Origin of the sequence: Campylobacter sp. US25a (assembly GCF_004379075.1) — a bacterium.
Classification (GTDB): Bacteria; Campylobacterota; Campylobacteria; order Campylobacterales; family Campylobacteraceae; genus Campylobacter_D; species Campylobacter_D jejuni.
Genome location: NZ_RYYM01000002.1, coordinates 171,002 through 194,381 on the forward strand (window position 1 = coordinate 171,002; position 23,380 = coordinate 194,381).

A 23,380-nucleotide genomic window follows, 5' to 3' on the forward strand; every position below is an offset into this window, starting at 1 on the left:
AATGTGAGCAAAAAATTTATACCTATTCCTATGCGACACAACCTGTCGCAAGGGTGTTTTATACTTTCTTTGTTATTTTAAAACAAGGAGAGAAAATGTTAAAACAAATCGCATTTGGTGGTATAGCTCTTACAACCATAGGATATGGGATCAAAAAATGGTATGATAAATTATCCAAACCAGAAAGAAAATTTGATACACATGCTATTGTTCCAAGCTGTAAGGATGTAATCAACACCGAAGAATACAAACTCAAAAGAGAGCTTGAAATCGAACAAAAGAAAAATCAAATTCAAGAATTTCTTTGCGAATGTATGGAGTGTTATAGCGGCTTTTCAAAATATTTTAATTCTAAGGAATTTTTAGAATTTGAGCAAAATTTTACCTCTAAAAATAATCATAAAACAGAATTTCTTTTGTCGTCTTATAAAGACCAAATGATAAAAGTGATCGACTATGCTAAAAAATTTGAATGCTTAAGTGCTTTTTTGGAAACACAAAACGAAAAAAATGACTTAGCGGTTGTAAAAATGATAAGTGAAAGTATGGAGAGAAAAACACAGAGATTTTATCTGCAAACAAAATTTCAAACTTTTCCTCAGTATATTTTTCCTTCTGTGTGGAGTTCTCCTATGTGGGATAAACAATGGGAATAATACTTGGAATTTTAAGCCTTATAGCTGGCTTTGTTGCCATAGTGTTGATGTGTAGTTTGTATTTTATAGCGTTTATGGTTTTTGTTGGCATAGTGATACTTATTTTTCTTTCTATGCAACCTTATCCTTACAATATAATATTTTGTGCTATATATTTAATCACAATTTTAGCACTAGTGCTATGGCGTAAAACTTAAAAACTTCACTTCCTCCTTGACTGTGGGGAGGGGGATTTGATAAAATACAAAAATTAAAAACAAGGAGAAAATATTGAATAAAAATAAAATAATAATCACTGTCATTGCTTCTATTTCAGCAGCAGTGTTTGGAGTATATAAATACAAAAATAAGAAAAAAATCATTTTAAGAGGTATACCAGGAAGTGGTAAAACCACATTAGCCTATGTATTAAATAAAGATATTAAAAAATTAAAAGAGGGTGGCATAGCAACCAATAACACCCCAAAAAACCTATTGTTATTAAATCACAATACATATTCTTCCCATGTGCCGAATTTTATGATACTGCAGGGTCTGAACATTTAAATGAAGCAAACGAAGAAATTCAAGAACAATGCAATATGATTGTTTATCTTTTTGACTCTTCTAAATTTGATAAAAATTCAAAGACGATATTTTCTCAAATTAAATCATGTAAAAGTGATAAAGACAGAGAGCTTAAAATAATCGGCACACATAGTCTAAGTTTAAGTAATGAGCAAAAAACAAAAATTAGAAATCAAGTCAATCAAGAAACAGGCGGGGTTTCTCTTGAATTTTTTGAACTCAAAGAAGATATAAAAGAAGAAAAAGATTGTGAAAAAAGAAGTGAAGAAATTATAAATTTTATTTTACCTGATAATTAAGGAGTTGCAAAATGATTTTTGTCACTATACAAGGTTGTGATAACAACGGAAAACACGAAAGTGCTGAAAATGGAAAAATCATAAAAGATGATTATCAACAAGAAAAAATTAATAAGCTTTTAATTTTTTTAAACACTCATAATATCAACGCAAATGAGGAAATTTTTATTAAAGTTGGAAATTATTTTTTTTGCACCCTAATACACCCCAAAAAAGATATTTATAATAGACAACGCCTAGCAATGGTTTGGTGGGATGAACATGCTAACAATACTGAAATTAAACATACACTTGAAAGCATGGGATTATCCTATGAATCATTTTTTGAAAAATTTAAAGAATTTCAAAAAAATAAAAATAAAAAAAAGTTAGTCAATGCTAGTATTTTAATTCTAGTTTTAATTGTTATATTGATATTTTTAATAAAATAAAGGATTTAATTATGCTATACGATAGTTTAATGCTACTGACAGATCAAACGAACGCAAATATAAAATATTATCCAAAAGCTGGTGCGGCATTAAAAGATTTTAAAGATTGCACATTTTTATTTGCAGATTTACCCGATAGTTTGAAAGATTATTTTCTAAAAATAGATGGAGAATTAATAAAACTATGTGATTTAAACGCCAATAAAGACTATCCTATGATACTTTCGCCAATATATAAAAATCACTACTATCTTGCTGAATATTTTGAAAAATGTTTCAAAGAAGATTTAAAAGAAATCGCTATTCGAATTTTATATTATATGGGTGCAAAAAGCTGTAAAGTTAATATAGAAAAAGAAAAAACACAAGAACAAAAAACCAGTAAGGAAACTGAAATAAATACAAAAGCAAATATTCCAGAATATGGTTCATACGATTTAGATGCAAAATTTTCTGATAATTCTCAGGAAAAATTTTATCTTAAAGAAAAAATCAATATAAATCATACATCTAAAAATGGCATTACCAGAAAAAAATTAAAAGATGAATTTAACAAATGGATAGAACAAGAACATATAAACATAAAAGCATTTCCTAGCGAACTTAGAATTCTCATAGAAACATACATGGAAAATGGGGTAATAAACGGTCAAATTGACTTTAGTAGAAAAGAAGAAATTTATAAATCCATTGAAACACAAAAAAATAAAGCAGCTAATCTCAATATATCAATTTTACAATTACCTGAAAAAATAAAATTTCGAAGTGTAGGTGGCGATGTAAATATAAAGCATAACCAATATCAAAGCAAACAAGATACAGAAAATAAATATATTAGCTGGAGTGTGAATTTTGGAGAAAATAATTAAAAAACAAATGGAAATAAATCATGATTAAGCCTATTCCAAAATTTCAAAAATGTATAAAATGCGGTAAAAGTTTTTTAGCTAAACCTAAAAGTGATGCTTTAAATACTTTAGATTTTATATGCAGTGATTGCAAAGGCGAAAAAAGTGGATTTTTAAGTTCTTTGTTTGAAATTTTTAAACCAAAACACTAATCAAGGAAATCAAATGTTTTCTAAGATTTTCTCATCTCTTAGCCTTGCAAATGCGTTTAAAGGCTTTTTATTTAAACGCATTTCAAGCCCTATGCAAAGTACTCGTATTATCAGTATGGTTTTAGATATAAAAAATGCTTTTAATGAGAGCAAAGATCAAGCAAATAGTATTTGTAAAACTTTGGATTTGATAGTAAATTTTAAAAAAGAACACCCGCAAGATTTTAACGAGTTGTTTGAAATTTTAAAAGATCTCATACAAGAATACGAGCAAAATCCTAATGAAATCAAGCAAAATCTCAAAGAAATCCTAAAATAAGGCAAAGCATGAACCACCTTTTAATCCTTTATAATCCCTATTATCAAGAAGATGTCATCAAGCAACATTTAAGTATTTTGCAAGAAAAATCCCAAGTTGCCTTTGGCAAAATCAAATCAAAACTCAACGATCAAGAAAAGCAAAATTCCTTAGAAGAAATTTACCAAAGCACAAATGAAGAAAATTTCTTGCAACTTTTTTTAAGCGATTATGCTAATTTATTTGTCGCTAAGGTGATAAAAATTTCTAAAAATGTTGATGAAAGTTTGATTCCTAGTTATTATAAAGAAAAAAATTTAGAAGTGGAAGACTTTTTTATCATCAGTGATTTAAGAGAATTGGTCAGGGAAGATTTTAGTCTTTTAAGAGATAAATTTTTAGCCAATTTCATCACATCAAACGATCACACCTATGCTATTTATGGCAATAATTACACCTATCCTTTGCCCGTGAGATTAAAAGAAGAGTGTTCTTATTTTTTAGGAGATGAAAAGCATTATCTAAGTGTGTATAAAAGCAAAGAATACCTAGTCATGCAAGAAAATTTCATACGCTTTGTTTTTGGCAAAAGGATTTTTTATCTCTTGCACCCTGATAGCATAAGCAATATCATTCATGCAGAATTAGAGCTTTTGCAAAGCGAAAACGATCTTTTAAATGATTTTACAAGCATTGTAGTCAAATACTCCAAAACCTTAGAATATGAAATTTACGCTTTTGCCAAAAAAGTTCTTTTAAAGGCTTGTATGAAAGATCCTAGCCTTTATGATTTAACTTATAATGTCCAAGGCAAATCTTTTATACTTAAAGATTTTTTTATCCAAAAGCCTAATCTTGGAAGTATTAAATTTCTACTCAGACATGAAAATATCCAATGTCATTTAGGAAAAAGTTTAACTCAATTTATCAATTATCCTTTTTCAAAAAGTCTTACTCTCATTCAAGAAATCCGTAATGAAGCCGTTCATGCAAAATCCCCAAGTTTAAATGAAGTCAAAAAACTTAGAAATGAAATTTTAGGCATAGAAGGCGTAAGTTTGTTAAAAAGCATTTTAACCCACAAGGAAATTTCATGAAAGAATACGACAAATTAAGCATACGCTTGGTGCAGATTTTATCAAAATTTAACAATGGGGAAAGTCTAAGCGCCCAAGAGCTTGCACAAGAGTTTAATGTCGATACAAGAACCATACAAAGGGATCTTAACGAAAGACTTACTTTTATGCCTATTAAAAAAGAAAATGGAAGATATGTTTTAGAAAGCTTTGCTTTGGGAAAATTAAGCTTTAAAGATATACAAAATTTCGCCACCTTAAGTGGCATTGCTGAGCTTTATCCAAAACTCGATCAAGGCTTTATAGTTGATCTTTTAAGCCATAGGGTAAATAAAGTTTTGATGGTAAAAAACGAAGGTTTTCAAAAGGTGGATTATGAGCTTTTTAAAGATCTTGGTGTGGCTATACTCAAACACAATGTATTAAATTTTTTCTATAAGGAAAAAGAACGCCAAATCAAACCTTACAAACTCGTAAATTACAAGGGAATTTGGTATCTTTTAGGGGATGAAAACGATAAATTAAAACATTTTAATTTAGATAAAATTTCAAAACTTCGCACTAAAAATGAAAATTTTATTCCCAATGAAAAACTTGAGGAACAAATCCAAAATGATCCTAATATCTGGCTTGGAGAAAGCAAAGAAGTGATTTTAAAACTTGATAAAAATGCTAAGGAATATTTTTTTAGAAAAGAAATACTAAGCAATTATCAAATCATTGATGAAGATGAAACAAACTATACTTTAAGCACTCAAGTTTCTTATGAAGATGAAATTTTACACTTGGTTAAACAGTGGATTCCTTATATAAAAATTCTAGCCCCTATAGAGCTAAAAACAAGACTAGAAGATATTTTAAAAAGTTATTTAAACAATCTATCTAAATAAAATTTTATTTTTAAATCCATAACTGGTTGCGAAGGGGAGATTTGAACTCCCGACCTTCGGGTTATGAGCCCGACGAGCTAACCACTGCTCTACTTCGCGGCATATAAGATATTTGAAATATAAAATTAAGAAGTGGATGGGGTAAAGGGATTCGAACCCCTGAATGACAGGACCAAAACCTGTTGCCTTACCGCTTGGCGATACCCCAATAAATATTTTTTAAAATTATAATTATAGTGAATTTTAATTTATTTGTCAAGCAATTTAAGTTATAATTTTAAAAATTTTAAGGAAATAAAAATGAAATTTGTTAGCGTAGAACAAGCGATTAGGGATTTACAAGCAGGGAAAATGCTTGTAATGGTAGATGCAGAAGATAGAGAAAATGAAGGCGATTTAATCTTTCCTGCGCAATTTAGCACTCAAGAAAAAGTAAATTTCATGATAAAAGAAGCTCGTGGTGTGGTTTGTGTAGCTTTAGATGAAACTTTGGCAAAAAAATTTGAACTTCCTTTAATGGTGCCTAAAAATACTTCAAACCACGAAACCGCTTTTACCATAACCGTAGATGCAAAAGATGCTACAACGGGAGTTAGTGCTTATGAAAGAAATATGACTATACAAATTTTTGCTGATGATAATGCTAAAGCGAGTGATTTTGTAAGACCAGGACATATCAATCCTTTAATCGCAAAAAAAGGCGGAGTTTTAGAACGCACAGGTCATACAGAAGGTACGGTTGATCTTTGTAAATTAGCAGGATTAAAAGGTGCTTGTGTGATTTGTGAAATCGTAAAAGATGATGGAGATATGGCAAGAAGAGAAGATCTAGAATTTTTTTGCCAAAAGCATGATTTAAACATGATAGCCGTAAGTGATCTTATAGAATATCGCCTAAAACATGAAAGCCTTATTAAGCTTGAAGAAAAAAGTCAAAGTGTTTTAGCAGGCTTTAAAGCAGAAAAATTTATCTTTAGCGATCATAATCAAACCCAACACATAGCTTTTTGCTTTAAAGATATCAAAAAATGTGAAAATGTTAAATTTCATATCAGTGGTAGTGATTTTGAGCTTTTAACTTCAGATAAATTTTCAAAACTTTTAGAGCAAATCAAATTTCTTAGTGAAAATGGTGGCGTTATAGTTTTCATGCAAGGAGAAAAATCCAGTACCACTCAATACAAAAACTATGGTATAGGAGCGCAGATTTTAAGATATTTTGGTATAGAAGAAATTAAACTTTTATCTCAAAGTTGTGATAAAGACTATATAGGCTTAGAAGGTTTTGGTTTAAATCTTAAAGCTTGTAATTTTAACTAAAAAGGAAAAAAATGACTTTAAAAGAACAAATTTTAAACGATATCAAAGAGGCAATGAAACAAAAAGATGATTTTAAAAGAGATAGTTTAAGAACTCTAAATGCAGCTTTTAAGCAAATAGAAGTGGATGAAAGAATAGAATTGGATAATGAAAGAATTTATAAAATCATTGCAAGTGAAATCAAAAAACGCAAAGACGCAATCGAACTTTATCTTAAGGCAAATCGTGAAGATTTAGCACAAAAAGAACAAAATGAAATAAGTCTTTTTGAAATTTATTTGCCTAAACAACTAAGTGATGAGGAGTTAACTTTAGCCTTAAAACAACTTATAGAAGAATTGGGCGTAAGTTCACTAAAAGAACAAGGTTTGGTAATGAAAGAAGCCAAAATAAAATTAGGTGCGAGTGTTGATGGCAAAAGACTTAATTTGGCACTTAAAGAGCTTTTACAATAATTTTTTGGAGTGTTATTATGAAAGAGTTAAGCGGTTCAGCAATGATTTGCGAGGCTTTAAAAGAAGAAAATGTTAAAATTGTTTTTGGTTATCCTGGAGGCGCTGCGCTTAATATTTATGATGAAATTTACAATCAAAAGTATTTTAAACATATTTTAGTGCGTCATGAACAAGCGGCTTTGCATGCTGCTGATGCTTACGCAAGAATGAGCGGAGAAGTGGGCGTGGCTATAGTTACAAGCGGACCAGGTTTTACAAATACTATTACAGGTCTAGCTACGGCTTATAGTGATTCTATCCCTTTAATATTGATTTCAGGGCAGGTGGCAAATTCTCTTATTGGTACAGATGCTTTTCAAGAAATTGATGCAGTAGGTATTTCAAGACCTTGTGTAAAGCATAATTATTTAGTTACTTGCATAGAAGAGTTTCCACGCATTTTAAAAGAGGCTTTTTATATAGCAAGAAGTGGTAGACCTGGGCCTGTGCATATAGATGTGCCAAAAGATGTAAGTGCAACTTTGGGACTTTGGGAATATCCTAAAGAAATTTCTATGAAAACTTATAAGCCTGTTTATAAGGGTAACTCAAAGCAAATTAAAAAATTTGCAGAGCTTTTAAAAGAAGCAAAAAGACCTTTATTTTACTTGGGTGGAGGTTGTATCAGTTCTAATGCAAGTGAGCAAATCAGAGAGCTTGTAAAATTTACAAAAATTCCAGCAGTTGAAACCTTGATGGCGCTTGGAACTTTAAGAAGTGATGATGTTTTTAATCTCAAAATGGCAGGCATGCATGGAAGCTATGCTGCTAATATGGCTTTAAGTGAGTGTGATTTGCTTGTGAGTGTAGGAGCGAGATTTGATGATAGGATTACAGGAAAAACAAGTGAATTTGCCAAACATGCGACTATAGTTCATGTTGATATTGATCCTAGTTCTATTTCAAAGATTATCAATGCGCATTATCCTATAGTAGGAGATATTAAAGAAGTTCTTAAAGAGCTTTTAGAAGAGCTTAAAAAGGAAAATTTCAACACAACTTTTAAAGAATGGCACGAAACTTTAAAGCGTTATAATGAACTTTATCCACTTTCTTATGAAGATAGCAATGAAGTTTTAAAACCGCAATGGGTGATTGAAGAATGTGCGAAGATGGCTCCTGATGCAAGGATTATTACCGATGTGGGTCAGCATCAAATGTGGGTAGCACAGTTTTATCCTTTTAATTATCCAAGACAGCTTGCAACAAGTGGAGGGCAAGGAACTATGGGATATTCTTTGCCTGCTGCTTTGGGTGCAAAGCTTGCTGTGGATGAAGAAGTGGTGATTAATTTCGTAGGTGATGGATCGGTTTTAATGAATATCCAAGAGCTTATGACTGCTCGTGAGTATGGTATAAAAACTATAAATATTATTTTAAATAATGCCTTTTTAGGTATGGTAAGACAATGGCAAAGTATGTTTTATAAAGAGCATTTTTCACAAACAGATTTAAGCACTCAGCCTGATTTTATCAAAATTGCTCAAGGCTTTGGTTGCGAAGGTTATGAAATTTCAAGCAAAGAAGAATTCATTCAAGCTTTTAGCCAAGCTTTAAAAAGTGATAAAACCTCTCTTTTAAATGTAAAAATTGATCGCTTTGAAGATGTTTTACCTATGGTGCCCGCAGGAGGTGCGATTTATAATATGATTTTACCAAAGGCAAAGGATAGACAATGAGAAGGGTTTTGTCAGTAATTGTTTTAAATGAGCATGGGGTTTTATCTCGTATGGTAGGACTTTTTTCAGGAAGAGGTTATAATATTGACTCGCTTACAGTAGCACCTTTAGAAAATAAAGAATTTTCGCGTATTAATATAGTCACTTCAGGAAATGAAAGAACTTTTGAGCAGATAGTCAAACAACTTCATAAGCTTATTCCTACTTATAAAGTGATAGAAAGTGAAGAATTTATTGACAAAGAAATGGCTTTGGTGAAAATTCCTTTAAATGAAAATTTAGGTGGACTTGATGCCGTTTTGAAAGCTTATAATGGTACTATTGCAAATAGTAATGAGAATTTTTTGTTTTTAATGGTTGCTGATGATGCAAATCGCATTGATAATTTTTTAAAAACAATTAAAAAATACAATCCTAGTGATATAGTTCGCAGTGGATCTGTTTTGATGGAGATTAAATGAAATTAAGTGAAATAGCAGAATTTTTAAGCTTAGAGTATAAAGGTGAGGATATAGAAATCAGTGCTTTAAATTCTTTATTGAAAGCAAATTTTACAGAGCTTACTTATTGTGATGGTGAGAAAAATACTAAAGATATACCTCACACAGGAGCTGCTGCTATTTTAGTATCTAAAGAATATGAAAATTTAGTACCTAAGGACACTAAAGCTTTGATTACTCAAAATCCACATTTGAATTTTGCTTTTTTAAGCAAGCTTTTTGCTAAGCCTTTGATAAGCACAGCTAAAGAAAAAGTGCAAAATATCGCAAAAAGCGCAAGAATTATGCCTAATGTCTATATAGGTGATAATGTAAATATAGGTGATAATGTAATCATTATGGCAGGAGCTTATATAGGCGATAATGTCAGCATTGGTGATGAGAGTATTATCCATCCTAATGTAGTGATTTATAATGACACTAAAATAGGTAAAAAATGTCATTTGCTTGCCAATTGTGTAATAGGAAGCGATGGTTTTGGTTATGCGCACAATAAAAACGGCGAACATTATAAAATTTATCATAATGGCAATGTGATTTTAGAAGATTTTGTAGAAGTGGGGGCTTGTACAACTATAGATAGAGCAGTTTTTGATAGTACTATTATCAAAGCAGGTACTAAGGTAGACAATCTAGTTCAAATCGGACATAATTGCAATATAGGTCAAAATTGTATCATTGTAGCACAAACTGGAATTTCAGGTTCAAGTGAGTTAGGACGCAATGTTATTATGGGTGGCCAAAGCGCAACGAGTGGACATTTAAAAATAGGCGATTTTAGTACTATAGCTGCAAGAGGCGGTGTGAGTAAAAATTTAGAAGGCGGGCGCGTTTATGGTGGTTTTCCTATCATGCTTCAAAAAGATTGGCTAAAACTTCAAGCTAAAATAGCAATAAATTTTAAAGAAAAATCACAAGATTAGCATCGCATCGCCATAAGAGTAAAAGCGATATTTTTCTTTTATGGCGAGTTCATAAAGCTTTAAACACTGTTCTCTACCGATAAAAGCTGAAACTAGCATGATAAGAGTAGATTTTGGTAAATGAAAATTGGTCAAAAGATGATTTTGTCTTATAGGTGGATTTTGCGGGTGTAAAAAAAGATCACAAAAACCATTTTTTGTTTTAGTTCTTGCGTAATATTCTATAGTTCTTGTTACCGTTGTTCCTACGCCTAAAATAGCTTGTTTTGAATCTATAATTTCACATGCTTGCTGCGGAATATTAAAAAATTCGCTATGCATTTTATGCTTTTGTATATTTTCACATTCCACGCTTTTAAAGGTTCCAGCTCCTACATGTAAGGTTAAATGATAAATTTCGTGTTTTTTTCTTAAATTTTCAAGCATAGTCTCACTAAAATGTAAACTTGCAGTTGGAGCAGCTACCGCGCCTAAATTTTTTGCAAAGATACTTTGATAATCTTTCAAATCACTTTTTTCATCCTCCCTTTTAATATAAGGAGGCAAGGGTATATGTCCTATCTTGTCAAGCAGGTTGTAAAGATTTGAGGTGTCTAAGGTTTTATCATTTTGAAAAAATTGAACTTTTCGAAGACCATCATCTAAAAGTTCTACAACGCGTGCTTTTAAATCCTCCCTAAAATATAAGATTTCATCTTTTTTAACACGCCCTTTAATTTGAGCTAGAAAAAGTGGATTGTGAGAATTTAAAAAAGGTTGATGCAAGAAAAGCTCTATTTTTCCTCCGCTTGTTTTATTGCCATAAATTCTTGCTTTAATAACTTTAGTATCATTGAAAAAAATCGCGCAGTTGGGTAAAAAGTCTTGTAAATTTTTAAAAGTAGTGTGAAAAATTTCTTTGTTTTTGCGATCAAAAACCAAAAGCCTAGCATTTTCTTTTGGATTTGCAGGATAGTTAGCTATGAGTTCATTAGCTAGAGTGTAATCATAGCTTGAAAGAAGTAAGTCTTTATTCATCACTTTCTTTATCTTTTGGGGCAGGATTTACCTTTTGAACAATTAAAATAGAAAGTCCATAAAGTCCGCAAAGTGGTCCTGCCATTAAAAATTGAGATAAAACATCAGGTGGAGTCATAAAGGCTGAAAAAACAAAAATAACTAAAACAGCTATGCGAAAATGGCGTTTTAAAAAACTATCATCTATAAGCCCGATTTTAGCAAAGAAAAAGGCAATTACAGGCATTTCAAAAGCTAAACCAAAAGCCACAACAACTTTTGTAAAAAAATCTACATAAGTTCCTATGGTAATCACAGGATTAAAATCTTCATTTAAACCAAAATTAATCAAAAATTTAAAAGCCAAAGGCACTACAACAAAATAGCAAAAACAAGCCCCTAAGGCGAACATAATGCTTGCAAAGCTAACAAAAGGCACCACAAGGCGTTTTTCATTATCATAAAGTCCTGGAGCTACAAATTTCCAAAATTGCCAAAAAATTACAGGTAAAGAAAAGATAAAGGCTGCAAAAAAACTAACTTTCATTGCAGTAAATAAGGCTTCTTGTACTTCAATTACATTCACATGTTTGGCTACTTCGGGCAAAACAGCTATAAGTGGAGCTTTTAGAATATCTAAGATATAGCTTCGTAGAGCAAAACATACAATAAACATAACTACAATGCAAGCAACGCTTATAAAAAGGCGTTTTCTAAGTTCTATTAAATGAGGTCTTAATTCTTCAAACATTTATTTTTCCGTTTTATCTTGTGTTTCTAATTTGCTAAGATTTGGTTTTTCTTCTGTATTTAAATTTTGTCCGCTAAGGTTATTTTTTGTGTTATCATCTCTGCTATCAAAGGTTAAATCTACCTTTGTTTTATCTAAAATATCTCTTTTAAGGTCATCAAATTCTTCAAAACTGAGTTTTTTGCGTATGTTTTCATTAGTGCTTGAAAATTCATCTTTGTATTTCTTAGCTTCTTCTTTTAAGTCATTGATGCGTATTTCTTTTTCTATACTTGATTTTGCATCATCTATGTTGCGTTTTACAGCCTTTAGAATTTTTGCTATTTGTACTATAGCTTCTGGAAGTTTATCAGGCCCTAAGACTAAAATCGCTACAACTAAAATAACTATAATTTCACCAAAACTCATTAATCGTTACTCTTTGATTTGATATTTTAAATAAATATTTTACTTAAAAAACTTAAATTTAAGATGAGAGATATAAAGCAAGTTCATCGCTAATGAGAAAATTAGGATTGAAATATCTTTTATTTTTGTAAAAAAGTTTTTTTTCTTTTAATAATATATTTATTTTGTCTTTTTGCCATTGATTGAGTTTTGTTTCATCAATCCCTGCTATACTTCTAAGTCCTAAAAATAGGTGTTCTAAATTCAAGTCTTTAGAACTTAGCTGCTCTATAGATCTAAAAGTGGGATTTTCTATGTAATTTTTTAAATTTTTTGCTGTATAAAAACGCTTGTTTTCATAAAATCCTACCGCACTTAATCCACAAGCTAGGTAGTTTTTTCCTTGCCAATAAGCAAGATTATGTTTGCAAATTTGGGCTTTGGTTTTTGAAAAATTACTGATTTCATATTGAAAAAAGTCAAGTTCTAGGAGTTGTTTGATGAAAAATTTCATTAAATTAGGAGCATTTTTTTTGAAATGTTCTTTTTTGGCAAAGGCTGTGTTTGATTCTATGGTTAAATTATAAGCACTAAGGTGTGTGATTAAAGCCTTGATTTGTTTTAAGTGTAAGAGTTCAAATTCAAGCATTTTTTTATTGTCTAATTTTGTATCATAAATAAGATCTAAATTGATATTTTTAAAACCTACTTTATTTGCGTTTTCTAATGCTTTGATAATCATTTCTTGATTGTGAATTCTTCCAAGAAAGTGAAGTTTTTTAGGATGAAAACTTTGAGCTCCAAAAGAAATGCGATTAACTCCTATATTTTTCATATTTTTAAGCCAATTTAATGTTGCTGAGTTGGGATTAGCTTCGCATGAAATTTCTACATTTTTATCTAGTAAGGGATATAAAATTTTAAAAATATCTTCATAATTATACGCATCAACACAACTTGGTGTTCCTCCGCCTATGAATAAGGTTTTAATTTGATTTGATTGAATGTTAAATTGTTTTAATTGAAAAACAATATCTTCTTTTAAAGCCTTAAAATAGGCTTTTTCATAATCATTTTTTTTCAAACTTGTAAAAGCGCAATAATTACATTTGCTTTCACAAAATGGAATATGGATATAAAAATGCATAAAAACCCTAAAATATTATATTAAATTTTTTAATGTATTTTAATAAAAATTTGATTTGATTTAGGTTAAAATTATTTCCTTTAAATTAAGGAAAAATATTGTGGAAAACGAGAAAAATTATAGACCAAATGTTGCAGCTGTTATTTTGTCAAGTTCTTATCCTTTTGAGTGTAAGATTTTTATAGCTAGAAGAAGTGATATGGATAATATTTGGCAATTTCCACAAGGAGGTATTGATAAAGGTGAAAGTGTCAAAAACGCTTTATTTAGAGAACTAAAAGAAGAGATAGGTACTGATGAGATTGAAATCATTGCTGAGTATCCAGAATGGTTGAGTTATGATTTTCCGAGTAAAATTGTTAAAAAAATGTATCCTTATGATGGGCAGATTCAAAAATATTTTTTAGTGCGTTTAAAACACGGTGCTACAATCAATATCAATACCAAGCATCCTGAATTTGATGATTATCAATTTGTGAGTGTTAAACAAATTTTTGAAATGATTAATCATTTCAAAAAAAATATTTATGTTAAAGTGATCAAATATTTTGAAGAGAAAGGTTATATCTAAAATGCTTATAGTTCAAAAATATGGTGGAACAAGCGTTGGAACACTTGAGCGTATCGAAGCAGTAGCCAATAGGGTTATCCAAAGTGCGCAACAGGGTAATCAACTTGTTGTTGTAGTATCTGCAATGAGTGGGGTGACAAATACTCTTATCGAGCAAGCTGAATATTTTAGTAAAACCCCTAATGGTAAAGATATGGATATGCTTTTAAGCAGTGGAGAGCGTGTAACAAGCGCTTTACTTTCTATTGCTTTAAATGAAAAGGGTTATCCTGCTATATCATTTTCTGGGAGAAAAGCGGGAATTATTACAGATAGTGTTTTTACAAAGGCAAGAATTCATCATATTGATACAAAAGCGATAAAATCAGAACTTCAAAATGGTAAAATAGTCGTTATAGCAGGTTTTCAAGGTGTAGATGATGAAGGTAATGTAACTACTTTAGGGCGTGGTGGAAGCGATTTAAGTGCTGTGGCAGTAGCTGGTGCCTTAAATGCGGATTTGTGTGAAATTTATACCGATGTTGATGGGGTTTATACAACAGATCCAAGAATTGAACCAAAGGCAAAGAAATTAGATAAAATTTCTTATGAAGAAATGCTTGAACTTGCAAGTTTGGGTGCAAAAGTTTTGCAAAATCGCTCTGTAGAGCTTGCAAAAAAATTAAATGTTAACTTAGTAACTAGAAGTAGTTTTAACAATAACGAAGGAACAATGATAACAAAGGAAGATGGAATGGAACAAGCTTTAGTAAGTGGTATTGCTTTGGATAAAAATCAAGCAAGAGTGACTTTAAGAAATGTAGAAGATAAGCCTGGAATCGCAGCTGAAATTTTTTCTGTTTTAGCAAATGAAAATATTAATGTAGATATGATTATACAAAATGTTGGAGTTGATGGCGCTACAAATTTGGGTTTTACGGTTCCTCAAAATGAACTTGAATTAGCCAAAAATGCTATGCAAAAAATTTTAAGCTCAAAAACAACTATAGAAAGTGATAGTGCTGTAGTAAAAGTTTCTATAGTCGGCGTAGGCATGAAATCACATTCAGGAGTGGCAAGTAAAGCTTTTAAAGCTTTAGCTGATGAGGGGATTAATATCGGTATGATTTCTACTAGCGAAATTAAAATTTCGATGATAGTTCATGAAAAATACGGAGAACTTGCAGTTAGAGCACTACATGAGTGCTATGGACTTGATAAATAAATGAGTGATTTTTTAAGTTTTACTCTTGAAAATATCCGCAATGGCGGAGCTTTTATGGCATGGTTGGAGTCGCGTCGTTTAGAATGGGCTCCTTTGATGGCTGCAAGACTTAAATATCTTTTAGAAGGACGCACTTTTGTCTTAATGTGCGATGAACAAAGATCTTGGTATGAAGAGTATTTTTTAAAAAATATAAATTCAAAAGCCGCTCGTCCTATGCTTCCTTTTGTGTCGTTAAATTCTTTATGCAAGAAGAAAGTACAAAGTTCAGAAGATATAGCTTTACTTAATGACTTGCTTGACATTTCTTTTCCTAATGGTTATGTGTATTTTTATATAGGAAGTGCTTCTGATAATAAATCTTTAATCGCTAAATCAAGAGATGATAGTTTATTGTGGCTTTTTGATGAGCAGTTACAAGATAGTTTTTATTTAAATTCTAAAGATAAAGACTTGGATATCAAGCTTATTAGTTTATATCAACTTTTTGATGTAAGTTTGGATGCAATATTATTTTCCAAGGTGCAATTAGGATAAATATTTTGTTTATTAGTAAGATTATTATCAGTGAAGATTTTTTAGGTATTAAAGAAGAAATGATTAATAATTTTGGTATTAAAAAATTAAGATTTTTTATGCCACAAAATGAATTTTTACTTGATGATGCAAGAGCAGTTGAAAAAGAAAGCTATATCGCAGAAACCGAAGAAAAAATTATTGTTTTAATGGCGGATTCTTATAGGATAGAAGCACAAAATTTTTTACTTAAACTTCTTGAAGAACCTCCAAAAAATATTAAATTTCTTATCGTGGTACCTTCTAAAAATTTACTTTTGCATACTATAAAATCACGTCTTATTTGTGAAAAAAGAAAAGTTGAAAAGGAAGTTAAAAAACTTGATTTGGATCTTAAAAGAATGGATTTAAGAATGCTTTTTGATTTTTTGCAAAAAAATGAAAATTTGGATAAAAATGAACTTATGGATCAAATTGCATTACTTGCTAAAGAATGTGTGAAATATAAAGATTTTAACGCTGAAGAATTAGAGTTTTTTTATGAAAGCTATGAGCTTGCAAGATTAAATTCTAAAAGTGGGGTGCTTTTGGCTACTCTTTTGCTAAATTACTATACAAAGAAATAAAATGAAATTTTTTAAAATCAATCCAAATACCGATTTTAATTTACTTTGTTCTTTCATAAACCCTCATAAAATGGGGCAAAAGATTATGAGTAAAAAAACAAAAATTCATTTTATTTTTATCAAAGATATTTCTACTCCTGCAGCAAATATTTTAAAACAAGATGCCTTAAGAGTAGGAGCTGAGCTCATTACCCATAAAGAAATAATTACCGCAAAAATCACTCATTCAAATGCACTTTTAATGGCAAGTAAAGAACAAATTCAAAAACTTATTGCTAAAGAAAAACTTCAAGATTTTGGACTTAAAAATTTGGCTCTTTTTTTGCAAAAAGATTTTTTAAAACCAAAAAAAGCTGAGCTTATGGCAGTGATTAATGTTAATGAAGACAGTTTTAATGCAAAAAGTCGTGTGAGTGAAGAAGACTTTGAAAAAAGGCTTAATGACTTTCTTGCTTTAAGGCCTGAGTATATCGATATAGGTGCGGTTAGTTCAAGACCTGGGAGTGAGTATTGTGGCAAGGAAGAGGAATTTAAAAGACTAAAAAAAGTACTTGACTTAATTTATGAGAAAAATTATCATGAAAAAGCGATTTTTAGTTTAGATAGTTTTGATGAATATTGTCTAGAATATGCTTTAAATAAGGGTTTTAAACTTATAAATGATATTACAAGTTTAAGAAATCTTAATCTGGCTAAACTTGCAAGTAAATATGAGGCAAAATATTGCTTAATGCACATGCAAAACAATCCGAATAACATGCAAGATAATCCTTTTTATGAAGATTTGCTCGATGAGATGACTTTGTTTTTTAAAGAAAAACTTGAACTTTTAGAAAGTTTTGGAGTAAAAGAAAGTATTTTAGATGTAGGTATTGGTTTTGGAAAGAGTGCGGAGCATAATATGATTTTAATCAAGCACTTAGAGCATTTTTTGCAATTTAATAAACCTTTACTTATAGGTGCGAGTCGCAAAAGTGTGATTAATGCATATTTTAAAAGCGAGATTAAAGATCGTTTAGCAGGAACTTTGTATTTGCATTTAAAGGCTTTTGAAAATGGTGCTAGTATTATAAGAGTGCATGATTTATACGAGCACAAACAACTTTTTGCTTTAGTGCAGGCAATGGACAATATAGGAGTTTAGATGAAAAAAGAAGAGTATTTAGAAAAAGTTGCTTTAGCAAATTTGTGGATGAGGGCATATTATGAAAAAGATGAACCCTTGGCTAGCGATGAAGAATACGATGCTTTAATCAGAGAATTAAGAGTTTTTGAAGAACAAAACAAAGATGAAATTTCAAAAGACTCTCCAACGCAAAAAATAGCTCCTATCATACAAAGCGAGTTTAAAAAAATAGCTCACTTAAAGCGTATGTGGTCGATGGAAGATGTGTTTGATGAGAGTGAACTTAGGGCTTGGGCAAAACGTGCAAAATGCGAAAAAAACTTTTTTATAGAGCCTAAATTTGATGGAGCGAGTTTAAATTTGCTTTATGAAAATGGTAAATTAGTAAGCGGTGCCACTAGGGGTGATGGCGAAGTGGGCGAGGATATAACACTTAATGTTTTTGAGATAGAAAATATACCTAAAAATATAGCCTATAAAGAAAGAATAGAAATTCGTGGAGAAGTGGTGATTTTAAAAGATGATTTTGAGAAAATCAACGAAAAAAGAGCTCTTTTAAATCAAAGTTTATTTGCTAATCCACGCAATGCTGCAAGCGGGAGTTTGAGGCAGCTTGATACAAGCATCACTAAAGAAAGAAATTTGAAATTTTATCCTTGGGGAGTAGGGGAAAATACCTTAAATTTCACCAAACACAGTGAGGTGATGCAATTTATCAGAGAGCTTGGTTTTTTAAAGGATGATTTTGTAAGACTTTGTGCTAATTTAGATGAAGTTTTAAAAGCTTATGATGAGCTTTTAGCTTTAAGAGAGAAAAAGCCTATGATGATGGATGGAATGGTGGTAAGAGTTGATGATCTTGCACTTTGTGAAGAATTAGGCTATACGGTAAAATTTCCAAAATTTATGGCAGCTTTTAAATTTCCTGCACTTGAAAAAACCACGCGTTTAATAGGGGTAAATTTACAAGTAGGAAGAAGTGGAGTGATTACTCCTGTGGCGGTTTTAGAACCTGTAAATTTAGATGGGGTTGTAGTAAAATCAGCCACACTTCATAATTTTGATGAGATTGCAAGACTTGGTGTTAAAATCAATGATTTTGTAAGCGTGATAAGAAGTGGCGATGTTATCCCTAAAATTACTAAGGTTTTTAAAGAGCGTAGAGAAGGTTTAGAGATGGAAATTTCACGCCCTAAGCTTTGTCCTACTTGCCAAAGTGAGCTTTTGGATGAAGGAACTTTAATAAAATGTCAAAATATAGACTGTGAAGATAGACTTGTCAATTCTATCATTCATTTTGTTTCTAAAAAATGTCTTAATATCGACGGGCTTGGAGAAAATATAGTAGAGCTTTTATACAAGTACAAAAAAATCACTACACTTGAGAGCATTTTTCATTTAAAATTTAGTGATTTTGAAGGTTTGGAAGGCTTTAAGGAAAAGAAAATCAACAATCTTTTAAACGCCATAGAACAAGCAAGAGAATGTGAGCTTTTTCGTTTTATCACAGCTTTAGGAATAGAGCATATTGGCGAGGTTGCGGCTAAAAAATTAAGCTTAAGTTTTGGTAAAGAGTGGCACAAGCAAAGCTTTGAAGCTTATGCCAATTTAGAAGGTTTTGGAGAGCAAATGGCTTTAAGTCTTTGCGAATTTACGCGCGTTAATCGTACAAGAATTGATGAGTTTTACAAGCTTTTAAATTTGAAAATAGAAAAACTTGAAATCAAAAGAGATGGTGTGATTTTTGGTAAAACTTTTGTGATTACAGGTACTCTTTCGCGTCCAAGAGATGAGTTTAAGGCTTTGATAGAAAAGCTTGGGGGTAAGGTAAGCGGCTCGGTTTCTAAAAAGACTGACTATGTGCTTTTTGGAGAAGAGGCAGGTTCTAAGCTTAGTAAGGCTAAAGAGCTTGAAGTAAAATGTATAGATGAAAGTGCTTTTAATGAGCTTGTTAAAGAATAGTTCTTATATTTTAACGCTTTTAAGCCTTTTTGGCTTTTTGCTAACTTGGCAAAGGAGTGCTTTTTCTTTATTTTTTTTAATTCCTATTTTTTTAACACTTTTTTGGGAATTCTTTTTATTTTTAAAGCTTAGAAAAAATATTATAAAAGAAGCTACTTTGATTAAGGGAAGTTTGTTTTATCGTGTTAGTATGGGGGATTTTTATCTTTATATTTTTAGTTTTTTCTTGGCGATTTTTGGACTTATTTCTTTATTTTTAAATTTTTTAAATCTTGAAAAAATTGATTTTGTTTTTATATTTATAATTTTGCCTTTATTGATGATATTTTTAAAAAAAGAATTACATTTGCAATTTGTAGATAATGCTTATAATGACTTTAGAATAGTTGTTATCGCTAGTTTTTTTACTGCTTTATTTTATGCATTTTATGGGCTTTTTTTTACTTACAATGAGCTTTTAAATTTAGAACTTTTTTCTAGGAAAATCATTGCTTATAAGAGTGCTTCTTTTGTTTATTTTGATTTTTTATCTGAATTTTTGTATTTTGTTTCAAATTTAAAACTTTTTATTTTTTCTCATTTTGGATATTTGAGCTTTAGAGCTTTAAATTTTATTTTTGATTTTTTTAATTTTTTTATGTTTTGCTCTCTTTTGGCTTTTGTTTTTAATTTTGTTTTGAAAATAAAGATAAAAATAATTGTTTTATTTTTATGTTTTATCATGGTTTTAGGAAGTTATTTTTTAAAAGAGCAAAGAAATAATGCCTTAAAATCTGAACAAGAACAAATACTTTTATGGATGAATAATTTTAATTTTTTAAAAGATTATAATTTAAGTTTAATTCAAAAAGAAAAAGATCTTTTTGAAAAAGATCTTAAAGATCTTAGAGAAATTTTTAAAAAAAATGCTTTTGAAATAGGCATTTGGTGGTTTTCTAAAGAAAAAGAAGACTTGGAAAAAAGAATAAATGAGAGTTTAAAATGAGATTTGATTTTTTTGTTTCAAAGCGTTTAAATATCAGTAGAAATAAAGCTTTAGAGCTTATAGAAAATGAAGAGGTTTTGCTTAATGGTAAAAGTTTTAAAGCTTCTTTTGATGTGAAAAATTTTTTAGAAAATTTAAAAAAAACGCAAGATTTAAATCCTGAAGATATACTTTTAGCCAATGAGTTAAAATTGGATCTTTTAAGTGAAATTTATGTTTCAAGAGCAGCTTTGAAATTAAAAAATTTTTTAGAAGAAAATGATATTGAAATAAAACATAAAAATTGTCTTGATATAGGATCTAGTACGGGTGGTTTTGTGCAAATTTTACTTGAAAATCAGGCTTTAAAAATCACTGCTCTTGATGTGGGTAGTAATCAACTCCATCCAAGTTTAAGAGCAAATGAAAAAATTATCTTGCATGAAAATACAGATCTTAGAGCCTTTAAAAGTGAAGAAAAATTTGAACTTGTTACTTGTGATGTGAGTTTTATTTCTCTTATTAATTTACTTTATTATGTCGATAATTTAGCCTTAAAGGAAATTATTTTACTTTTTAAACCTCAGTTTGAAGTGGGAAAAAATATCAAAAGAGATAAAAAAGGTGTTTTAAAAGATAATAAGGCAATCTTAAAGGCAAGAATGGATTTTGAAAAAGCATGTGCTAAGTTAGGTTGGCTTTTAAAAAATACGCAAAAATCAAGCATTAAAGGAAAGGAAGGTAATGTTGAATATTTTTACTACTATATCAAAAATTAATATTACTTCTTTAGCTATAGGTTGTTTTGATGGTATGCATTTAGGGCATCTAAAACTTGTAAAATGTTTAGACGAGAATGGGGCTTTATTAGTTATTAATAAATTTAAGGGTCAATTTCTTTGTTCAAATCGTCAAAAAGAAGAAATTTCAGGAAAAAAAGTTATAGAAGTGGATTTTGAAAATATAAAATCTTTAGATGGTAAAGATTTTTTAAGCTTTTTGAAAAAAGAATTTGTCAATTTGAAATTTATAGTGGTGGGATATGATTTTTCTTTTGGGAAAAATAGGGCTTATAATGCTAAAGATATTGAGTCTTTAAGTGGGATAAAAACTATAATAGTTGATGAATTTAGCATAGGCGGAGTAGGTGTTCATGCAAGTTTAATTAAGGATTTTTTATCAAAAGCAAATTTGCAAAAAGCAAAAGAATTTTTAGGAAGAGATTATAGTATCAAAGGGAAGATGATTAAAGGACAAGGTTTGGGCTCTAAAGAACTTTTTGCGACTATAAATTTAGATTGTGAAGGTTATTTTTTGCCTCAAAATGGTGTTTATGCTACTTTGTTAAAAAGTCAAAGAAAAATTTATAAAAGTGTGAGTTTTTTAGGTATAAGGTCAAGCGATGAAAATTTTGCCATAGAAAGTCATATTTTAGAAGAATTGGGTGAAAATTTCACACAAGGGGAGTTTTTCGAACTCGAGTTTATATCTTTTCTAAGAGAGAATCAAAAATTTCAAGATCTAAAAAAGCTTAAAAATCAAATTGCTAAAGACATAGAACAAGCTAAAAAAATATTGAAGGAAAAATGATGAAAGATGAACTTTTTAAACAAAGCCCTAAAAAACAATTTGAATTTGATAAAAGCGTGGCTAGTGTTTTTGATGATATGATCAATCGTTCTGTGCCATTTTATAGAGAAAATTTAGAACTTTGTGCTAATTTATTGGCTAAAATTTTATCTACAAACGCAAATATTTGTGATTTAGGCTGCTCAAGTGCTAATTTTTTGATTTTTTTGGCAAACTTAAGAAAGGATTTTAAACTTTTTGGTGTGGATAATTCTGTTTCCATGCTTGAAGTTGCAAAGTCAAAAGCTAAGGCTTATGGACTTGATATAAGTTTTTTTGAAGCTAATTTATGTGAGTTTGATTTTTTTGTTTGTGATGTTTTTGTGGCAAATTATACTATGCAGTTTATTCGTCCTCCTAAAAGACAAGAATTGCTTGATAAAATTTATAAAAATTTAAACTCTAAAGGCATTTTGATTATGAGTGAAAAAATCCTTTATGAAGATGCTTTTTTGTCTAAAAATATCATAGAGCTTTATGCAGACTATAAAGAAAAACAAGGTTATTCTAAATTTGAAATCGCAGCTAAAAGAGAGGCTTTAGAAAATGTTTTAATTCCTTATAGTCAAAAAGAAAATTTAAATATGCTAGAAAAGGCAGGTTTTAAAAAAATAGAAAGTATTTTTAAATGGGCAAATTTTGAAACTTTCATAGCTTTTAAGGATTAGAGATATTTTCATCTTCCCATTCATCTTTTGGAAAACCTACCTTATATGCATTAACACAATCTTGACTGATGATAGCTTTGTGTCTGCATTCTAAACTTCTTTTTTTTGCTTCTTCAGGGTGATTTTGATAATATTCTACACTTTTGGTTTGTTCGCATGCTGCAAAAAATATACCAATAAGGCTTAAAAAAATAGTTGTTTTCATGGTAACTTTTCCTGTGTTATGTTAATATCATCACTAAAGATAGAACTTTGATTGTCATCCTTTGTTTTAGAAGGATAAATTTCAGAAGGTGTTTCTGCTATAGGTGGTATTATAATACTTTCATTATTTTCTGAACTTTGGTTAATATCTTTTGTGGTTAAATCATTTTGTTTTAAAGCTTCTAATATCTGATTATCAGATTTTTTTGGTGTGTTTGGACTGTATTTACTCTCTTCATTTGTTGGTTTAACACCAACTTTTAATGCATTAATACAATCTTCGCTAAGAGTTTCGCTTTCTTTGCATTCTTTTGCTTTTTCTTTTGCTTCACTAGGATGATTTTTGTAGTAATTTTCTGTTTTGCTATCGCAAGCTGTTATATTAATAACTATTAAAATTGTAAGTAAAATACTTAGTCTTTGCATTTATCAATCT

General features: G+C 30.0%; 30 protein-coding genes, 2 tRNA genes and 1 pseudogene. 25 read left to right on the forward strand and 8 right to left on the reverse strand.

Annotated features, from left to right (window positions below; translation table 11 throughout):
• Nucleotides 1-53 precede the first annotated feature (53 nt).
• The 10 genes from ELQ12_RS03090 to ELQ12_RS03130 all read left to right on the forward strand — a co-directional run bounded on the left by ELQ12_RS03090 (nucleotide 54) and on the right by ELQ12_RS03130 (nucleotide 5,277).
• Nucleotides 54-656 (forward strand): hypothetical protein, encoded by a 603-nt coding sequence (locus ELQ12_RS03090; RefSeq protein WP_126252600.1) that lies wholly within the window; start codon nucleotides 54-56, stop codon nucleotides 654-656.
• A complete protein-coding gene (locus ELQ12_RS03095; protein ID WP_070261633.1) occupies nucleotides 647-853 on the forward strand; it encodes a hypothetical protein in 207 nt (68 codons plus the stop codon). The genes ELQ12_RS03090 and ELQ12_RS03095 overlap by 10 nt, the downstream gene beginning before the upstream one ends.
• A gap of 73 nt (nucleotides 854-926) precedes the next feature.
• Nucleotides 927-1,202, forward strand: coding sequence for a hypothetical protein (locus ELQ12_RS03100; protein WP_070261634.1), 276 nt, complete (start codon nucleotides 927-929; stop codon nucleotides 1,200-1,202).
• Nucleotides 1,203-1,237: 35 nt separating this feature from the next.
• A complete protein-coding gene (locus ELQ12_RS03105) occupies nucleotides 1,238-1,522 on the forward strand; it encodes a hypothetical protein (RefSeq protein WP_070261635.1) in 285 nt (94 codons plus the stop codon).
• A gap of 11 nt (nucleotides 1,523-1,533) precedes the next feature.
• The gene (locus ELQ12_RS03110) at nucleotides 1,534-1,953 is read left to right on the forward strand and encodes a hypothetical protein (protein WP_070261636.1); all 420 of its coding nucleotides are present in this window, start codon (nucleotides 1,534-1,536) and stop codon (nucleotides 1,951-1,953) included.
• An 11-nt stretch (nucleotides 1,954-1,964) separates the two neighbouring features.
• Nucleotides 1,965-2,822 carry a hypothetical protein gene (locus tag ELQ12_RS03115; RefSeq protein ID WP_070261637.1) on the forward strand — a complete coding sequence of 286 codons (858 nt, stop codon included), beginning with the start codon at nucleotides 1,965-1,967 and terminating at the stop codon, nucleotides 2,820-2,822.
• A gap of 20 nt (nucleotides 2,823-2,842) precedes the next feature.
• Nucleotides 2,843-3,013: a hypothetical protein gene (locus ELQ12_RS10205; protein WP_002859946.1), complete on the forward strand. Its 171-nt coding sequence runs from the start codon at nucleotides 2,843-2,845 to the stop codon at nucleotides 3,011-3,013.
• Between the two features lie 13 nt (nucleotides 3,014-3,026).
• On the forward strand, nucleotides 3,027-3,332 hold the full coding sequence (locus ELQ12_RS03120) for a hypothetical protein (protein ID WP_070261638.1): 306 nt from the start codon (nucleotides 3,027-3,029) through the stop codon (nucleotides 3,330-3,332).
• Nucleotides 3,333-3,340: 8 nt separating this feature from the next.
• Entirely contained in the window at nucleotides 3,341-4,408 is a 1,068-nt protein-coding gene (locus tag ELQ12_RS03125; RefSeq protein WP_070261639.1) for an HP0729 family protein, read from the forward strand.
• Complete coding sequence (locus tag ELQ12_RS03130) at nucleotides 4,405-5,277, forward strand: YafY family protein (protein ID WP_070261640.1); 873 nt, start codon at nucleotides 4,405-4,407, stop codon at nucleotides 5,275-5,277. The genes ELQ12_RS03125 and ELQ12_RS03130 overlap by 4 nt, the downstream gene beginning before the upstream one ends.
• Before the next feature lie 23 nt (nucleotides 5,278-5,300).
• On the opposite strand, the gene ELQ12_RS03135 is transcribed toward ELQ12_RS03130, so the two are convergent.
• Nucleotides 5,301-5,376, reverse strand: a tRNA-Met gene (locus ELQ12_RS03135).
• Between the two features lie 34 nt (nucleotides 5,377-5,410).
• Nucleotides 5,411-5,485: transfer RNA gene (locus tag ELQ12_RS03140), tRNA-Gln, on the reverse strand.
• Nucleotides 5,486-5,577: 92 nt separating this feature from the next.
• On the opposite strand from ELQ12_RS03140, the gene ELQ12_RS03145 reads away from it, so the two are divergent.
• From ELQ12_RS03145 to lpxD, 5 genes are read left to right on the forward strand one after another with little or no spacing between them, the layout of a single operon-like run.
• Nucleotides 5,578-6,597, forward strand: coding sequence for a bifunctional 3,4-dihydroxy-2-butanone 4-phosphate synthase/GTP cyclohydrolase II (locus tag ELQ12_RS03145; protein ID WP_070261641.1), 1,020 nt, complete (start codon nucleotides 5,578-5,580; stop codon nucleotides 6,595-6,597).
• An 11-nt stretch (nucleotides 6,598-6,608) separates the two neighbouring features.
• Nucleotides 6,609-7,052, forward strand: coding sequence for a GatB/YqeY domain-containing protein (locus ELQ12_RS03150; RefSeq protein WP_002852081.1), 444 nt, complete (start codon nucleotides 6,609-6,611; stop codon nucleotides 7,050-7,052).
• Nucleotides 7,053-7,069: 17 nt separating this feature from the next.
• Entirely contained in the window at nucleotides 7,070-8,770 is a 1,701-nt protein-coding gene (locus ELQ12_RS03155; protein ID WP_070261642.1) for an acetolactate synthase large subunit, read from the forward strand.
• Complete coding sequence (ilvN, locus tag ELQ12_RS03160; protein ID WP_070261643.1) at nucleotides 8,767-9,231, forward strand: acetolactate synthase small subunit; 465 nt, start codon at nucleotides 8,767-8,769, stop codon at nucleotides 9,229-9,231. The genes ELQ12_RS03155 and ilvN overlap by 4 nt, the downstream gene beginning before the upstream one ends.
• On the forward strand, nucleotides 9,228-10,193 hold the full coding sequence (gene lpxD, locus ELQ12_RS03165) for a UDP-3-O-(3-hydroxymyristoyl)glucosamine N-acyltransferase (RefSeq protein ID WP_002861284.1): 966 nt from the start codon (nucleotides 9,228-9,230) through the stop codon (nucleotides 10,191-10,193). Before ilvN ends, lpxD begins: the two co-directional genes overlap by 4 nt.
• Here the strand turns inward: lpxD and queA are convergent.
• From queA to hemW, 4 genes are read right to left on the reverse strand one after another with little or no spacing between them, the layout of a single operon-like run.
• Nucleotides 10,182-11,210 carry a tRNA preQ1(34) S-adenosylmethionine ribosyltransferase-isomerase QueA gene (gene queA, locus ELQ12_RS03170; RefSeq protein WP_070261644.1) on the reverse strand — a complete coding sequence of 343 codons (1,029 nt, stop codon included), beginning with the start codon at nucleotides 11,208-11,210 and terminating at the stop codon, nucleotides 10,182-10,184. The two genes, lpxD and queA, sit on opposite strands and share 12 nt — an antisense overlap.
• A complete protein-coding gene (gene tatC, locus ELQ12_RS03175; RefSeq protein WP_002856930.1) occupies nucleotides 11,203-11,940 on the reverse strand; it encodes a twin-arginine translocase subunit TatC in 738 nt (245 codons plus the stop codon). The genes queA and tatC overlap by 8 nt, the downstream gene beginning before the upstream one ends.
• Complete coding sequence (tatB, locus tag ELQ12_RS03180) at nucleotides 11,941-12,348, reverse strand: Sec-independent protein translocase protein TatB (protein WP_002855100.1); 408 nt, start codon at nucleotides 12,346-12,348, stop codon at nucleotides 11,941-11,943. It abuts the gene before it with no gap.
• A 58-nt stretch (nucleotides 12,349-12,406) separates the two neighbouring features.
• Nucleotides 12,407-13,474: a radical SAM family heme chaperone HemW gene (gene hemW / locus ELQ12_RS03185; RefSeq protein ID WP_070261645.1), complete on the reverse strand. Its 1,068-nt coding sequence runs from the start codon at nucleotides 13,472-13,474 to the stop codon at nucleotides 12,407-12,409.
• Nucleotides 13,475-13,574: 100 nt separating this feature from the next.
• Between hemW and ELQ12_RS03190 the strand changes: the two genes are divergently transcribed.
• The 10 genes and pseudogenes from ELQ12_RS03190 to cmoA all read left to right on the forward strand — a co-directional run bounded on the left by ELQ12_RS03190 (nucleotide 13,575) and on the right by cmoA (nucleotide 22,740).
• Entirely contained in the window at nucleotides 13,575-14,045 is a 471-nt protein-coding gene (locus ELQ12_RS03190) for an RNA pyrophosphohydrolase (protein WP_070243470.1), read from the forward strand.
• Nucleotide 14,046: 1 nt separating this feature from the next.
• Nucleotides 14,047-15,249 carry an aspartate kinase gene (locus ELQ12_RS03195; protein ID WP_070252505.1) on the forward strand — a complete coding sequence of 401 codons (1,203 nt, stop codon included), beginning with the start codon at nucleotides 14,047-14,049 and terminating at the stop codon, nucleotides 15,247-15,249.
• Nucleotides 15,250-15,786, forward strand: a complete 537-nt coding sequence (locus ELQ12_RS03200) for a HobA family DNA replication regulator (protein WP_002861289.1) — start codon at nucleotides 15,250-15,252, stop codon at nucleotides 15,784-15,786.
• A gap of 5 nt (nucleotides 15,787-15,791) precedes the next feature.
• The gene (locus ELQ12_RS03205) at nucleotides 15,792-16,391 is read left to right on the forward strand and encodes a DNA polymerase III subunit delta' (RefSeq protein WP_134264563.1); all 600 of its coding nucleotides are present in this window, start codon (nucleotides 15,792-15,794) and stop codon (nucleotides 16,389-16,391) included.
• A 1-nt stretch (nucleotide 16,392) separates the two neighbouring features.
• Entirely contained in the window at nucleotides 16,393-17,535 is a 1,143-nt protein-coding gene (gene folP, locus ELQ12_RS03210; protein ID WP_134264564.1) for a dihydropteroate synthase, read from the forward strand.
• Complete coding sequence (ligA, locus tag ELQ12_RS03215) at nucleotides 17,536-19,479, forward strand: NAD-dependent DNA ligase LigA (protein ID WP_134264565.1); 1,944 nt, start codon at nucleotides 17,536-17,538, stop codon at nucleotides 19,477-19,479.
• Nucleotides 19,460-20,464 carry a hypothetical protein gene (locus tag ELQ12_RS03220; RefSeq protein ID WP_079861356.1) on the forward strand — a complete coding sequence of 335 codons (1,005 nt, stop codon included), beginning with the start codon at nucleotides 19,460-19,462 and terminating at the stop codon, nucleotides 20,462-20,464. Before ligA ends, ELQ12_RS03220 begins: the two co-directional genes overlap by 20 nt.
• Complete coding sequence (locus tag ELQ12_RS03225) at nucleotides 20,461-21,222, forward strand: TlyA family RNA methyltransferase (protein WP_070261647.1); 762 nt, start codon at nucleotides 20,461-20,463, stop codon at nucleotides 21,220-21,222. The genes ELQ12_RS03220 and ELQ12_RS03225 overlap by 4 nt, the downstream gene beginning before the upstream one ends.
• A pseudogene (locus ELQ12_RS03230) lies at nucleotides 21,188-22,043 on the forward strand (bifunctional riboflavin kinase/FAD synthetase). Before ELQ12_RS03225 ends, ELQ12_RS03230 begins: the two are co-directional and overlap by 35 nt.
• A complete protein-coding gene (gene cmoA, locus ELQ12_RS03235; protein WP_072223616.1) occupies nucleotides 22,030-22,740 on the forward strand; it encodes a carboxy-S-adenosyl-L-methionine synthase CmoA in 711 nt (236 codons plus the stop codon). The pseudogene ELQ12_RS03230 and the gene cmoA overlap by 14 nt, the downstream one beginning before the upstream one ends.
• Here the strand turns inward: cmoA and ELQ12_RS03240 are convergent.
• Together ELQ12_RS03240 and ELQ12_RS03245 are read right to left on the reverse strand one after the other, a co-directional pair.
• Nucleotides 22,730-22,945 (reverse strand): EexN family lipoprotein, encoded by a 216-nt coding sequence (locus ELQ12_RS03240; protein ID WP_002871390.1) that lies wholly within the window; start codon nucleotides 22,943-22,945, stop codon nucleotides 22,730-22,732. The genes cmoA and ELQ12_RS03240 overlap by 11 nt on opposite strands.
• Nucleotides 22,942-23,370 (reverse strand): EexN family lipoprotein, encoded by a 429-nt coding sequence (locus ELQ12_RS03245; protein ID WP_002871389.1) that lies wholly within the window; start codon nucleotides 23,368-23,370, stop codon nucleotides 22,942-22,944. Before ELQ12_RS03245 ends, ELQ12_RS03240 begins: the two co-directional genes overlap by 4 nt.
• Nucleotides 23,371-23,380 lie beyond the last annotated feature (10 nt).

Bases quoted from the DNA above. Each gene is read 5' to 3' on its own strand.
- ELQ12_RS03095 (WP_070261633.1), top strand. From the start codon at position 647: ATGGGAATAATACTTGGAATTTTAAGCCTTATAGCTGGCTTTGTTGCC.
- ELQ12_RS03105 (WP_070261635.1), top strand. From the start codon at position 1,238: ATGATTGTTTATCTTTTTGACTCTTCTAAATTTGATAAAAATTCAAAG.
- ELQ12_RS03110 (WP_070261636.1), top strand. From the start codon at position 1,534: ATGATTTTTGTCACTATACAAGGTTGTGATAACAACGGAAAACACGAA.
- ELQ12_RS03115 (WP_070261637.1), top strand. From the start codon at position 1,965: ATGCTATACGATAGTTTAATGCTACTGACAGATCAAACGAACGCAAAT.
- ELQ12_RS10205 (WP_002859946.1), top strand. From the start codon at position 2,843: ATGATTAAGCCTATTCCAAAATTTCAAAAATGTATAAAATGCGGTAAA.
- ELQ12_RS03120 (WP_070261638.1), top strand. From the start codon at position 3,027: ATGTTTTCTAAGATTTTCTCATCTCTTAGCCTTGCAAATGCGTTTAAA.
- ELQ12_RS03125 (WP_070261639.1), top strand. From the start codon at position 3,341: ATGAACCACCTTTTAATCCTTTATAATCCCTATTATCAAGAAGATGTC.
- ELQ12_RS03130 (WP_070261640.1), top strand. From the start codon at position 4,405: ATGAAAGAATACGACAAATTAAGCATACGCTTGGTGCAGATTTTATCA.
- ELQ12_RS03145 (WP_070261641.1), top strand. From the start codon at position 5,578: ATGAAATTTGTTAGCGTAGAACAAGCGATTAGGGATTTACAAGCAGGG.
- ELQ12_RS03150 (WP_002852081.1), top strand. From the start codon at position 6,609: ATGACTTTAAAAGAACAAATTTTAAACGATATCAAAGAGGCAATGAAA.
- ELQ12_RS03155 (WP_070261642.1), top strand. From the start codon at position 7,070: ATGAAAGAGTTAAGCGGTTCAGCAATGATTTGCGAGGCTTTAAAAGAA.
- ilvN (WP_070261643.1), top strand. From the start codon at position 8,767: ATGAGAAGGGTTTTGTCAGTAATTGTTTTAAATGAGCATGGGGTTTTA.
- lpxD (WP_002861284.1), top strand. From the start codon at position 9,228: ATGAAATTAAGTGAAATAGCAGAATTTTTAAGCTTAGAGTATAAAGGT.
- queA (WP_070261644.1), bottom strand. From the start codon at position 11,210: ATGAATAAAGACTTACTTCTTTCAAGCTATGATTACACTCTAGCTAAT.
- tatC (WP_002856930.1), bottom strand. From the start codon at position 11,940: ATGTTTGAAGAATTAAGACCTCATTTAATAGAACTTAGAAAACGCCTT.
- tatB (WP_002855100.1), bottom strand. From the start codon at position 12,348: ATGAGTTTTGGTGAAATTATAGTTATTTTAGTTGTAGCGATTTTAGTC.
- hemW (WP_070261645.1), bottom strand. From the start codon at position 13,474: ATGCATTTTTATATCCATATTCCATTTTGTGAAAGCAAATGTAATTAT.
- ELQ12_RS03195 (WP_070252505.1), top strand. From the start codon at position 14,047: ATGCTTATAGTTCAAAAATATGGTGGAACAAGCGTTGGAACACTTGAG.
- ELQ12_RS03200 (WP_002861289.1), top strand. From the start codon at position 15,250: ATGAGTGATTTTTTAAGTTTTACTCTTGAAAATATCCGCAATGGCGGA.
- folP (WP_134264564.1), top strand. From the start codon at position 16,393: ATGAAATTTTTTAAAATCAATCCAAATACCGATTTTAATTTACTTTGT.
- ligA (WP_134264565.1), top strand. From the start codon at position 17,536: ATGAAAAAAGAAGAGTATTTAGAAAAAGTTGCTTTAGCAAATTTGTGG.
- ELQ12_RS03220 (WP_079861356.1), top strand. From the start codon at position 19,460: ATGAGCTTGTTAAAGAATAGTTCTTATATTTTAACGCTTTTAAGCCTT.
- ELQ12_RS03225 (WP_070261647.1), top strand. From the start codon at position 20,461: ATGAGATTTGATTTTTTTGTTTCAAAGCGTTTAAATATCAGTAGAAAT.
- cmoA (WP_072223616.1), top strand. From the start codon at position 22,030: ATGATGAAAGATGAACTTTTTAAACAAAGCCCTAAAAAACAATTTGAA.
- ELQ12_RS03240 (WP_002871390.1), bottom strand. From the start codon at position 22,945: ATGAAAACAACTATTTTTTTAAGCCTTATTGGTATATTTTTTGCAGCA.
- ELQ12_RS03245 (WP_002871389.1), bottom strand. From the start codon at position 23,370: ATGCAAAGACTAAGTATTTTACTTACAATTTTAATAGTTATTAATATA.